Origin of the sequence: Goekera deserti, assembly GCF_010685995.1 — a bacterium.
In the GTDB taxonomy this organism is placed as follows: Bacteria; Actinomycetota; Actinomycetes; order Mycobacteriales; family Geodermatophilaceae; genus Goekera; species Goekera deserti.
Map to the genome: position 1 here is coordinate 38,492 of NZ_JAAGWK010000009.1, position 12,271 is coordinate 50,762.

Annotated in this window: 10 protein-coding genes; all 10 read right to left on the reverse strand. The window is 74.5% G+C overall.

The annotated features are described in order from the left end of the window. Positions 1–107: 107 nt before the first annotated feature. The 10 genes from metK to carA all read right to left on the reverse strand — a co-directional run bounded on the left by metK (position 108) and on the right by carA (position 12,252). Entirely contained in the window at positions 108–1,310 is a 1,203-nt protein-coding gene (gene metK / locus G1H19_RS04560; protein WP_162392499.1) for a methionine adenosyltransferase, read from the reverse strand. A 144-nt stretch (positions 1,311–1,454) separates the two neighbouring features. After that, positions 1,455–2,705 (reverse strand): bifunctional phosphopantothenoylcysteine decarboxylase/phosphopantothenate--cysteine ligase CoaBC, encoded by a 1,251-nt coding sequence (gene coaBC, locus G1H19_RS04565; RefSeq protein ID WP_152730607.1) that lies wholly within the window; start codon positions 2,703–2,705, stop codon positions 1,455–1,457. Between the two features lie 183 nt (positions 2,706–2,888). After that, positions 2,889–3,152, reverse strand: coding sequence for a DNA-directed RNA polymerase subunit omega (gene rpoZ, locus G1H19_RS04570; protein WP_014741310.1), 264 nt, complete (start codon positions 3,150–3,152; stop codon positions 2,889–2,891). A gap of 67 nt (positions 3,153–3,219) precedes the next feature. Then, entirely contained in the window at positions 3,220–3,816 is a 597-nt protein-coding gene (gmk, locus tag G1H19_RS04575) for a guanylate kinase (RefSeq protein WP_162392500.1), read from the reverse strand. A gap of 58 nt (positions 3,817–3,874) precedes the next feature. Then, positions 3,875–4,231, reverse strand: a complete 357-nt coding sequence (gene mihF, locus G1H19_RS04580) for an integration host factor, actinobacterial type (protein ID WP_152730608.1) — start codon at positions 4,229–4,231, stop codon at positions 3,875–3,877. Between the two features lie 360 nt (positions 4,232–4,591). Continuing rightward, entirely contained in the window at positions 4,592–5,611 is a 1,020-nt protein-coding gene (gene pyrF / locus G1H19_RS04585; protein ID WP_162392501.1) for an orotidine-5'-phosphate decarboxylase, read from the reverse strand. After that, positions 5,608–6,594, reverse strand: coding sequence for a dihydroorotate dehydrogenase (locus G1H19_RS04590; protein ID WP_235927968.1), 987 nt, complete (start codon positions 6,592–6,594; stop codon positions 5,608–5,610). Before G1H19_RS04590 ends, pyrF begins: the two co-directional genes overlap by 4 nt. After that, the gene (locus tag G1H19_RS04595) at positions 6,591–7,517 is read right to left on the reverse strand and encodes an iron-sulfur cluster-binding protein (RefSeq protein WP_235927969.1); all 927 of its coding nucleotides are present in this window, start codon (positions 7,515–7,517) and stop codon (positions 6,591–6,593) included. Before G1H19_RS04595 ends, G1H19_RS04590 begins: the two co-directional genes overlap by 4 nt. A 134-nt stretch (positions 7,518–7,651) precedes the next feature. Then, the gene (gene carB / locus G1H19_RS04600; protein WP_152730609.1) at positions 7,652–11,101 is read right to left on the reverse strand and encodes a carbamoyl-phosphate synthase large subunit; all 3,450 of its coding nucleotides are present in this window, start codon (positions 11,099–11,101) and stop codon (positions 7,652–7,654) included. Next, entirely contained in the window at positions 11,101–12,252 is a 1,152-nt protein-coding gene (gene carA / locus G1H19_RS04605; RefSeq protein WP_162392502.1) for a glutamine-hydrolyzing carbamoyl-phosphate synthase small subunit, read from the reverse strand. The genes carB and carA overlap by 1 nt, the downstream gene beginning before the upstream one ends. Positions 12,253–12,271: the final 19 nt, after the last annotated feature.

Here is a 12,271-nt window from a genome sequence, read left to right on the forward strand (position 1 = left end):
TCAGCACCCGCCCCGACCGCCGTCCACAACCCGTACCTGCTGGAACGGCCCCCGCGCAGGGTCCCGGCCCGCGCGGAGCGTGGTCCGGGGGGCGCGGGGGTCCTTCTTCAGACGGCGGACTTCAGGGCGTCCACCCGGTCCAGGCGCTCCCAGGGCAGCTCGATGTCGGTGCGGCCGAAGTGGCCGTAGGCCGCGGTCGGGGCGTAGATCGGCCGGAGCAGGTCCAGGTCGCGGACGATGGCACCGGGGCGCAGGTCGAACACCGAGCTGATCGCCTTCTCCAGCACCTCCTCGGGCACCGCGGCGGTGCCGAAGGTCTCCACGAACAGGCCGACCGGGTGGGCGGCGCCGATCGCGTAGGCGACCTGCACCTCGCAGCGCCGGGCCAGGCCCGCGGCGACGACGTTCTTGGCCACCCAGCGCATCGCGTAGGCACCGGAGCGGTCGACCTTCGAGGGGTCCTTGCCGGAGAACGCGCCGCCACCGTGCCGGGCCATGCCGCCGTAGGTGTCCACGATGATCTTGCGACCGGTCAGGCCGGCGTCGCCCATCGGGCCGCCGATGACGAACTTGCCGGTGGGGTTGACCAGCAGCCGGTAGCCGGTGGTGGGCAGGCCGAGGGCCTCCAGCTCGGGCTGGACGACGAACTCCTGCACGTCCGGGGCGAGCAGCGTGTCGATGGAGATGTCCTCGGCGTGCTGGGAGGACACGACCACGGTGTCCACGGCGACCGGGCGGTCGTCCTCGTAGACCACGGTGACCTGGGTCTTGCCGTCGGGACGCAGGTAGGGCACGGAGCCGTCCTTGCGCACCGCGGACAGCCGCTTGGCCAGCCGGTGGGCCAGCGCGATCGGCAGCGGCATCAGCTCGGGGGTCTCGTCGCTGGCGTAGCCGAACATCAGGCCCTGGTCGCCGGCGCCCTGGCGTTCGATGATGTCCTCGGCCGCCGCGGCGCGGTCCTCGGCGGTGCGCGCCTCGTAGGCGGTGTCGACGCCCTGGGCGATGTCCGGCGACTGGGCGCCGAGGGAGACGCTCACCCCGCAGGAGGCGCCGTCGAAGCCCTTGCGGGAGGAGTCGTAGCCGATGCCGAGCACGGTCCTGCGCACGATGTCGGCGATGTCCACGTAGCCGGCGGTGGTGACCTCACCGGCGATGTGCACCTGCCCGGTGGTGATCATCGTCTCGACGGCGACCCGGCTGCGGGGGTCCTGGGCCAGCATGGCGTCCAGGATCGAGTCGCTGATCTGGTCGGCGATCTTGTCCGGGTGGCCCTCGGTCACCGACTCGGACGTGAACAGACGGCGTGGCACTCGGGTCTCCCTGGGGTCGTGGTGCTGGTGTCGTGGTGCACGTGCGGTGTCCTGCGGGCCCGGACGGGACACGGGTCCGGGGCAGACGTTACCGGCGCGCCACCTGGTGCCGTCCCGCGGTGCGACCGCCGGGCGCCCGGTGCCTCAGGAGGGCGCGGCGAGCCGGGGCACGACGGCGTCCCAGATGCCGGCGGCGACGGCGTCCTTGCGGCCGGGGGGCAGCGCGGCCTCCCCGCCCTCGGCGTCGAGCACGGTGACGCTGGTGTCGCCCCGGCCGAACACCTGCCCGCCGGACACGTCGTTGACCACGAGCACGTCCACGCCCTTGCGGGCGAGCTTGGCGCGCGCGTGGGTGAGCACGTCGCCCTCGGCGTCGCCGGTCTCGGCGGCGAAGCCGACCAGCACCTGGCCGGTGTGCACCGGGTCGGCCTGCTCCCGGCCGGCTCGACGGACGGCGACGATCTCGGCGAGCACGTCGGTGGTGCGCTCCAGCCCGATGGACCCCGGCTCGCCGGCGCTGCCCTTCTTGAGCTTCGCCGCGGCGACGTCGGCCGGGCGGAAGTCGGCCACCGCGGCCGCCATGACCACGACGTCGGCGGTGGCTGCCTCGGTGAGCACCGCGGTGCGCAGCTCCTCGGCGGTGCCCACGTGCAGCGTGCGCACGCCGAAGGGCACCGGGTCCTCCACGTTGGCGGCGACCAGGGTGACGTCCGCGCCGCGGGCGGCGGCGACCCGGGCCAGCGCCCAGCCCTGCCGGCCGGAGGACCGGTTGCCCAGGAAGCGCACCGGGTCGACCGGTTCCCGGGTGCCGCCGGCGCTGATCAGCACGCGCCGGCCGGCCAGGTCGGGCGCCAGCGCCCGCGCCCCGCGCTCCAGGACGACGGCGGCCAGCGCGGCGACGTCGGCGGGCTCGGGCAGCCGGCCGGGCCCGGAGTCCGGACCGGTCAGCCGGCCGACCGCGGGCGGCAGGACGACGGCGCCGTGCCGGCGCAGGGTGGCCACGTTGTCCTGGGTGGCCGGGTGCAACCACATCTCGGTGTGCATCGCCGGCACGAACACCACGGGTGCGTGCGCGGTGAGCAGCGTGGCGGTGAGCAGGTCGTCGGCGCGGCCGGTGGCGGCCCGGGACAGCAGGTCGGCGGTGGCCGGGGCGACGAGCACCAGGTCGGCCATCTGGCCGATCCGGACGTGGGCGACCTCGGGGACGTCGTCCCAGACGTCGGTGGTGACCGGGTTGCCGCTGAGCGCCTCGAAGGTGGCGGCGCCGACGAAGCGCAGCGCCGCGGCGGTGGGCACGACGCGCACGTCGTGCCCGGACTCGGTCAGCGCCCGTAGCAGCAGCGCGGCCTTGTAGGCGGCCACTCCCCCACCCACACCCAGCACGATCCGGCTCATCGGCCCATCCTCCCGCACACACGACGACGCCCCCGGCCGAGGGCCAGGGGCGTCATCGCGGAACGGGCTGGAACGACCCCCTCACAGGGACCCGGCACGTGCGGAGCGCGTGCCGGGGAGCGAGAAGAAGGACCCCGTCCTCCCCACCCTTCGCAAGCTCAGGGCGGGACCGGGGACGGAGCCTCAGTTCTCGCCGGCGGTGTGGGTGAGCAGGCCCTCGTTGATCTCGCGGAGCGCGATGGAGAGCGGCTTCTCCTGCGGGGCGGTGTCGACCAGCGGGCCGACGTACTCCAGCAGGCCCTCGGAGAGCTGGCTGTAGTAGGCGTTGATCTGGCGCGCGCGCTTGGCGGCGTAGATCACCAGGCCGTACTTGCTGCTGGTGCGCTCGAGCAGCTCGTCGATCGGCGGGTTGGTGATGCCCTCGGGGGCAGGTGCGACTCCGGACACGGGCGGGCGTGCTCCTTCTTCGATCGGGGGAGCGAGCGGGCGGGCCACGGGGCGGCCTGCCGGTCTCTCACTCGGGTGCGCTGTCCTCCGGACGGAGGTCGGGAGGAGGCGCAGTCAGCAAGCCTACCAACTCCTCGGCCGCGCGGGCGACGTCGTCGTTGACGACGACGGCGTCGAACTCGCCGGCGGCGTCCAACTCGGCCTGGGCGATGGCCAGCCGGCGGTTCTGCACCTCCGGGGGCTCGGAGCCGCGGCCGGCCAGCCGGCTGACCAGCTCGGCCCAGGACGGCGGGGCCAGGAACACCAGCTGGGCCTCCGGTGCGCGGCCGCGCACCTGGCGGGCGCCCTGCAGCTCGATCTCCAGCAGCGCGGGGGCACCGGCGGCGAGTTGCTCGCGGACCGGCGCGACCGGGGTGCCGTAGCGGTTGCCGGCGAACTCGGCCCACTCCAGCAGCTCGCCGTTGGCGACCATCCAGTCGAAGTGCTCGTCCTCGACGAAGTGGTAGTGCTCACCGTCGACCTCACCCGGACGGGGGCGCCGGGTGGTCATCGACACCGACACCCAGACCTCCGGGTGCCGGCGCCGGACCTCGGCGACGACGGTCCCCTTGCCCACCCCCGAGGGCCCGGACAGCACCGTGAGACGGGCAGTCGGTCGCGCCACTCGGGGTCGTCCTCCGTATCGCTGGGCCGTCGGGGTGGGCCGGGTCAGGTCGGGTGGGTCAGGAGAGACCGTTGGCAGCCAGGTCGTCGACGGCCACCGGCTCGCTGGCGAACTCCGCCTCCAGCGCCTTGCGCTGGTTGGCGCCCAGACCACGCACGCGGCGGGTCGGGGAGATCTCCAGTCGCTCCATGATCTTCGCAGCGCGGGCCTTGCCCACGCCCGGGAGGGACTCGAGGACGGCGGAGACCCGCATCTTGCCGATGATCTCGTCGGACTCACCCTGGTGCAGGACGTCTCCGACGGTGGTGCCCTTCGACTTGAGCTTCTCACGGAGCTCCGCACGGACCTTACGGGCCGCGGCGGCCTTCTCCAGTGCTGCTGCACGCTGTTCGGGGGTCAGCTCGGGGAGGGGCATGGTGTGTCCGATCTCTCTGCGTCGGGGTGGAACGGGTCCGACGTTGGGCATCTGTCTGTGGGGGGTGGTCCTGCGATGGGTGGTGCACCCGGGTACCGGACCTGGCGATGAACCTAGTCACCCGTCCGGGGCACGGCACGCCGTACCCGGTGCCGGACGGGCGTCCCGTGTGTGCTCGATGCCCACGGAGACGGCCGCGAACCCCGTGACACGCCGTGATCTGCCCTGCTCAACCGGTGGGTGGACGGGGAACGCCGGCCGAGCTCCTCGCAGGGGGCGATCAGGACCGCTCGTTACCGGATGGCTGCGTCCCGGTGACGGGCCGCCGACCGCGCCGCCCGGCTCGGCACCCGCGCTCGCTCACCCGGTGAGGTCCGCCGTCCACCGGTCGGCCGCCGCGCGCAGCGCCGCGGTGCCGGGCCCGGCACCGAGCACGTCCCGGGACACGGTGGGGACGACGGCGCGGGCCCGACCGAACAGCCGGTGCAGGTCGGCGACGGAGCCGCCCTGGGCGCCCAGACCGGGGGCGAGGACCGGCCCGCGCAGCCCGTCCAGGTCGACGTCCAGGCTGTGCAACGTCGCGCCGACGACGACGCCGAACGACCCGACGCTGCCGTCCCAGCCGCTGCCGGCGGCCATGAACTGCTCGATCGTCGTCGGGGGGTCCGTCACGAGCCAGGCCGGGGTGTTCCAGCCGCGCACGGTGTCCACGACGGCCTGGGCGACGGTCCGCTCCCCGGCGGCGGCGTCCGGGGGCGGGGCGGTGTCCGGAGGCAGGGCGGCGTCCAGGGGCAGGGCGGCCTCCGGGGACAGGGTGGGGACCCGGGCGTGCTGGAAGGTGCCGGCGTCGGGGTTGGAGGTGCGGGCGAGCACGAACAGCCCCCCGCCGGAGCGCACCGCGGCGGCCCGGGCCGGTTCCAGGGAGCCCGGGCCGAGGAACGGGCTGACGGTGAGCGCGTCGACCTGCATCGGGTGCCGGGCCAGCAGGTACTCGGCGTAGGCGTCCATGGTGGAGCCGATGTCGCCGCGCTTGGCGTCCAGCAGCACCAGCGCGCCGGCCGCGCGCATGGCGGGCACCGCCTTCTCCAGGACGGCGACACCGCGGGCGCCGTGCCGCTCGTAGAAGGCCATCTGCGGCTTGAGGACGGCGACGTGCCCGGCGAGGGCGTCGAGGCAGGTGTCGGTGAACCGGCGCAGGCCCTCGACGTCGTCGGGCAGCCCCCAGGACTGCAGCAGGGAGCGGTGCGGGTCGAGCCCGACGCACAGCGGCCCGCGGGCGGCGACGGCCGAGGCGAGCCGGGCACCGAACGGCGGGACCGGCGGCGGGTCAACCGGTCCGGGCGGCGGGACGGCCGGGCCGGGGGGCGGGCCGGCGGTCACCGGCTGTGCCGTCCGGCCGGCGGGTCGGCCCGGCGGTGCGCGTAGCCGACCGCGTCGGACAGCCGGCCGAAGCCGCGCTCGCCCAGGGCCGCGGCCAGTTCCTCGGCGATCCGGACCGGCGCCGAGGGGTCGTTGAACACCGCGGTGCCCACCGACACCGCGCCGGCACCGGCGAGCACGAACTGCAGCGCGTCCAGCCCGGTGCGGATCCCGCCCATGCCGAGGATCGGCACGTTGGGCAGCGCCTGGTGCACCTGCCACACGCAGCGCAGCGCCACCGGGCGGATCGCCGGGCCGCTGAGCCCGCCGGTGACCCCGCCCAGCACCGGGCGCATGGTGTCCGGGTCGATGGCCAGCCCGAGCAGGGTGTTGATCATCGACAGGCCGTTGGCGCCGGCGTCGGCACAGGCCCGGGCGACCGAGACGATGTCGGTGACGTCGGGGGTGAGCTTGGCGTAGACCGGGTGCGCCGGGTCGGCTGCGGCCCGCACGGCGGCGACCACCTCGGCCGAGGCGTCGGGGTTGCAGGCGAACACCTCGCCGCGGCTCTCCACGTTGGGGCAGGAGATGTTGACCTCCAGCCCGAGCACCCCGGGGACGCCGCGCAGCCGGCTCGCCAGCTCGGCGAAGTCCTCGGTGCGCGACCCGGCGATCGACACCAGGGCGCGTGCCCCGCGGGCGGCCAGCCAGGGCAGCTCCTCGGCCAGCAGGCCGTCGATGCCGGGGCCCTGCAGGCCGATGGAGTTCAGCATCCCGCTGGGCGTCTCCGCCATCCGCGGCGTCGGCCGGCCGGAACGGGCACGCAGCTGCACCGACTTGGTCACCACCGCACCGATGGCGGTGAGGTCGAAGAACGGGTCGAGTTCCTGCCCGAACGCCGAGCACCCGGACGCGGTGAGCACCGGGCTGACCAGGGGCACACCACCGAGGGAGGCCTGCATGTCCACGCTGGGCACCTCCAGGGTCCCGGGGTCGGCGCTCACGGCGTCTCCCCCGGCCCGGCCGGGCTGGTGACGACAGGGCCGGCCACGGCACCGGCGGGGGCGGCGGCTGCGGGCGCCAGGCCCATCGCGTCCGCGCCGACGACGTCGGGCGGCAGCGTGCCGATGTCCTCGAAGCGCACCCGGTCGCCGCCGAACACCGGGCCCTCGGTGCACGCCCGGGAGAAGCGGGTGCGGCCGTCGGCGCCCACCACGGGCAGCACGCAGGTCATGCAGACCCCGATGCCGCAGGCCATCGACTCCTCGACGGCGACGTAGCAGGGCAGCCCGCGGGCGCCGGCGAGCTCGCTGACCGCCCGCAGCATGCCCATCGGGCCGCAGGCGTAGACCACCCCGGCGCCGGTGACCAGCTCGGCGACGGCCACGGTGACCCGGCCGGCCCGGCCGGCGCTGCCGTCGTCGGTGAGCACGGCCAGCGGGGCGGCCAGCCGGCCCAGCTCGTCGGTCGAGCAGAGCCGGGAGGCGGTGGCGGCCCCCACGACGGCGGCCACCTCGTGGCCGGCACCGCGCAGCCGGGCGGCCAGCCCGACCAGGGCGGCGGCGCCGTAGCCGCCGCCGACCAGCAGCGCGGGGGCGCCGGCGGGCGCGCCGGGGAACGGCCGGCCCAGCGGGCCGACCACGTCGACCTCGTCACCGCGCCGCAGCTCGGTCAGCCAGGTCGAGCCCGGGCCGGCGGCGGAGACGACCACGGTGATCGCGGGCCCGCGCACCCCGCTGATCGCGATGGACCGGCGCAGCAGCATCGCCGACGTGCGGCCGCCGACCGCGAAGGACACGAACTGGCCCGGCTCGCACCGCTCGGCGATGTCCGGGGCGTGCAGGGTGAGCTCCACGTAGGCGCTGACCGGCCGGGTGGCCAGCACCTCGGCCAGGCCCTGCACCGGTGGCCGGGCGGCCGGCGGCACCGGGGCGGTGACCAGCCGGCGACCCGCGGCGCCGGGACCGGTGTGCCCGACCCCCGACGGCCCGCCCCCCGACGGCCCGCCCCCCGACGGCCCTGCCCCCGACGGCCCTGCCCCCGACAGCCCGGCGCCGGAGGTCACGAGCCGGTCCCGGACGCCGCCGCGTCGGGTCCCGGCTCCGGGGCCGGCGGGGCGGGCGGGCCGGCGGTGGCGGCGTCCCCGGCGTGCGGGGCACCCCCGCCCGGCGACACGGACGCAGCACCCGACCCGGCGGCCGCACCCGGCCCGGCGGCAGCGAGGCTCGCCCGCAGGTCGGCGTGCAGCTGCTGCAGGCTGCGCACGCCGATGTCCCCGCGGCGCAGCGCCTCCACGCCCTGCACGGCGGCGGCCATGCCCTGCACCGTGGTGATGCACGGGATGCCGGCACTCACCGCGGCGGTGCGGATCTCGTAGCCGTCCAGCCGCGGGTTGCTGTTGCCCGGCGAGCCGAACGGGGTGTTGACCACCATGTCCACCTCGCCGGCCAGGATCAGCTCCACGCAGTTGCCCGGGCCGTCGCTGTACTTGCCGACCTCCTCGCAGGCCACCCCGTTGCGGCGCAGCACCTGCGCGGTGCCGGCGGTGGCCAGCACCCGGAAGCCGAGGTCGGCCAGCCGCTTGACCGGGAACACCGCCGCGCGCTTGTCCCGGTTGGCCAGCGACACGAACACGGTGCCGGTGGTGGGCAGCGACCCGTAGGCGGCGGCCTGGCTCTTGGCGAAGGCGGTGCCGAACTCCGCGTCGATGCCCATCACCTCACCGGTGGACTTCATCTCCGGGGAGAGCACGGTGTCCACCCCGGCGCCGTCGGCGGTACGGAAGCGGTGGAAGGGCAGCACGGCCTCCTTCACCGAGATCGGCGAGTCCAGCGGCAGGTCGGTGCCGTCACCGGTGGCCATCAGCACGCCCTCGGCCCGCAGCGAGGCGATGGTCTCCCCGACCGCGATCCGGGCCGCGGCCTTGGCCAGCTGCACCGCCGTCGCCTTGGACACGAACGGCACGGTGCGGCTGGCCCGTGGGTTGGCCTCGAGCACGTAGAGGACGTCGTCCTTGAGCGCGTACTGCACGTTCATCAGCCCGCGCACCCCGATCCGGGCGGCCAGCTTCTCGGTGGCGACGCGGATCGCGCGCAGGTCGGTGCTGCCCAGGGTGATCGGCGGCAGCGCGCAGGCGGAGTCCCCGGAGTGCACCCCGGCCTCCTCGATGTGCTCCATCACCCCGCCCAGGTACAGCTCGGTGCCGTCGAAGAGCGCGTCGACGTCGATCTCGATCGCGTCCTCCAGGAACCGGTCGACCAGCACCGGGTGCTCGGGGCTGACGTCGGTGGCCTTGGCGATGTACGCCTCCAGCGTCCCGTCGTCGTAGACGATCTCCATGCCCCGCCCACCGAGCACGTAGGAGGGCCGCACCAGCACCGGGTAGCCGATCGAGGCGGCGATCTCCCGCGCCTCGGGGAAGGTGGTGGCCATCCCGTGCTTGGGCGCCAGCAGCCCGGTGTCGGCCAGCACCCGGGAGAAGGCGCCGCGGTCCTCCGCGGCGTCGATCGCCTCCGGGGCGGTGCCCAGCACCGGCACGCCGGCGTCCTTGAGCCGCTGTGCCAGGGCCAGCGGCGTCTGCCCGCCCAGGGTGCAGATGACGCCCAGCACGGGCCCGGCGGCGCGCTCGGCCTCGACGACCTCGAGCACGTCCTCCAGCGTGAGCGGCTCGAAGTACAGCCGGTCGGCGGTGTCGTAGTCGGTGGAGACGGTCTCGGGGTTGCAGTTGACCATCACCGCCTCGTAGCCGGCGTCCTGCAGCGCCATGACGGCGTGCACGCAGGAGTAGTCGAACTCCACGCCCTGCCCGATCCGGTTGGGCCCGGAGCCGAGGATCAGCACCGCCGGCTTCTCCCGGGGGCGCACCTCGGTCTCCTCGTCGTAGGAGCTGTAGTGGTAGGGCGTGCGCGCCTCGAACTCCGCGGCGCAGGTGTCCACGGTCTTGTAGACCGGCCGGATCCCGAGCCGCCAGCGCAGCAGCCGGACGCCGTCCTCGCCGGCGAGCTCGGGCCGCAGCGCGGCGATCTGCCGGTCGGACAGCCCGTGCCGCTTGGCCCGGCGCAGCACCTCGGGGGTCAGCGCTGGTGCGTCGCGCACCTCGGCACCGATCTCGGTCACCAGGGCGAGCTGGTCGACGAACCACGGGTCGAAGCCGCTGGCCTGGCTGACCTGCTCCACGCTCGCGCCGGCGGCCAGGGCCTGCTGGGCGGTGTAGAGCCGGCCGTCGACCGGCACGCGCAGCTGCTCGACGAGCTCGGCCGCGGGCACCTCCGGCTGCGGCACCGTCCAGAACCCGGCGGCCTTGGTCTCGGTGGAGCGCATCGCCTTGCCCAGCGCCTCGGGGAAGTTGCGGCCCATCGACATGACCTCGCCGACGCTCTTCATCGTCGTGGTCAGCCGCGGGTCGGCACCGGGGAACTTCTCGAACGCGAACCGCGGGATCTTGACGACGACGTAGTCCAGCGAGGGCTCGAAGCTGGCCGGGGTGACCCCGGTGATGTCGTTGGTGATCTCGTCCAGCGTGTAGCCGATGGCGAGCTTGGCGGCGATCTTGGCGATCGGGAAACCGGTCGCCTTGGACGCCAGCGCGCTGGACCGGGAGACCCGCGGGTTCATCTCGATCACCACGAGCCGGCCGGTGTCCGGCTGCACCGCGAACTGGATGTTGCAGCCGCCGGTGTCCACCCCGACCGCGCGCAGCACCGCGATGCCGACGTCGCGCATGGTCTGGTACTCCCGGTCGGTGAGCGTCATGACCGGGGCGACGGTCACCGAGTCACCGGTGTGCACGCCCATCGCGTCGACGTTCTCGATCGAGCAGACGACCACCACGTTGTCGCTGCGGTCGCGCATCAGCTCGAGCTCGTACTCCTTCCAGCCGAGCACCGACTCCTCGATCAGCACGGTGTGCACGGGTGAGTCGGTGAGGCCGTGGTGGGCCATCCGGCGCAGCATCGCCTCGTCGGTGGCGATGCCGGAGCCCTGTCCGCCCATGGTGAAGCTGGGCCGGATGACCACCGGGTAGCCGACGTCGGCGGCGGTGGCCAGGGCCTCCTCGACGGTGCCGCAGACGGTGGAGCGCGGGGCGTCGGCACCGATCGACCGGACGATGTCCTTGAAGATCTGCCGGTCCTCACCACGGTTGATCGCGTCGACGTCGGCACCGATCAGCCGCACGCCGTAGCGCTCCAGCACGCCGTTCTCGAACAGGCCGATCGCGATGTTCAGCGCCGTCTGCCCGCCCAGGGTGGCCAGCAGCGCGTCCGGGCGCTCGGCGGCGATCACCTTTTCCACGAACTCCGGCGTCAGCGGCTCCACGTAGGTGGCGTCGGCGACCTCGGGGTCGGTCATGATCGTGGCCGGGTTGCTGTTGACCAGGCTGACCCGCAGCCCCTCGGCTTTGAGCACCCGGCAGGCCTGGGTCCCGGAGTAGTCGAACTCGCTGGCCTGGCCGATGACGATCGGCCCGGAGCCGATCACCAGCACGTGCTCGATGTCGGTGCGCTTGGGCATCAGGAGTCCTTCTCACCGGTCGTGTGCTGCACCGTGGTCGGCGACGTCGCGTGCGTCTCCATCAGGTCGACGAACCGCTGGAACAGCGGCGCCGCGTCGTGCGGGCCGGCCGCGGCCTCGGGGTGGAACTGCACGCTGAACGCCGGCGCCTCGGTGAGCCGCAGGCCCTCCACCACGTCGTCGTTGAGCCCGACGTGGCTGACCTCGACCGGTCCCCACGGGGTGTCGGTGGGCCGGTCCAGCGGGGCGTCGACGGCGAAGCCGTGGTTGTGGCTGGTCACCCGCACCGTGCCGCTGACCCGGTCCAGCACCGGCTGGTTGAGCCCGCGGTGGCCGAAGCGCAGCTTGTAGGTGCCCAGGCCCAGCGCCCGGCCCAGGACCTGGTTGCCGAAGCAGATGCCGAACAGCGGCCGGCCGGCGTCCAGCACGCCGCGCACCGCCTCCACGGCGTAGTCGGCGGTGGCCGGGTCGCCGGGGCCGTTGGACAGGAACACCCCGTCCGGGCCGGCGGCGAGCAGCTCGGCGGCGGTCGCGGTCGAGGGCAGCACGTGGGTCTCCACGCCGAGGGCGGCCAGGTGCCGCGGCGTCGCGGTCTTGATGCCCAGGTCGAGGGCTGCGATGGTGAACCGCTTCTCCCCCACCGCCGGCACCACGTAGGCCGCGGCGGTGCTCACCTGGGGGGCGAGGTCGGCGCCGGTCATCTCGTCGCCCGCGGTGACCTGGGCCAGCAGCTGCTCGGGGTCCAGGGTCTCGGTGCTGATGCCCACCCGCATCGCCCCGCGCTCGCGCAGGTGCCGGGTCAGCGCCCGGGTGTCGATGCCGCTGATGCCGACGACGCCCTGGGCGACCAGTTCGTCGTCCAGGGTGCCGGTGGCCCGCCAGTTGGCCGGCCGGCGGGCCGGGTCGCGCACCACGAAGCCGGCCACCCACATGCGCGAGGACTCGTCGTCCTCGGTGTTGACGCCGGTGTTGCCCACGTGCGGGGCGGTCATCACCACCACCTGGCGGTGGTAGCTGGGGTCGGTGAGCGTCTCCTGGTATCCGGTCATGCCGGTGGAGAACACCGCCTCGCCGATGGTGGTGCCGCGCGCGCCGTAGGCCTCGCCGCGGAACGTGCGCCCGTCCTCCAGGACGAGGATCGCCTCTGTCACTGCTGAGCCGGTCACTTCT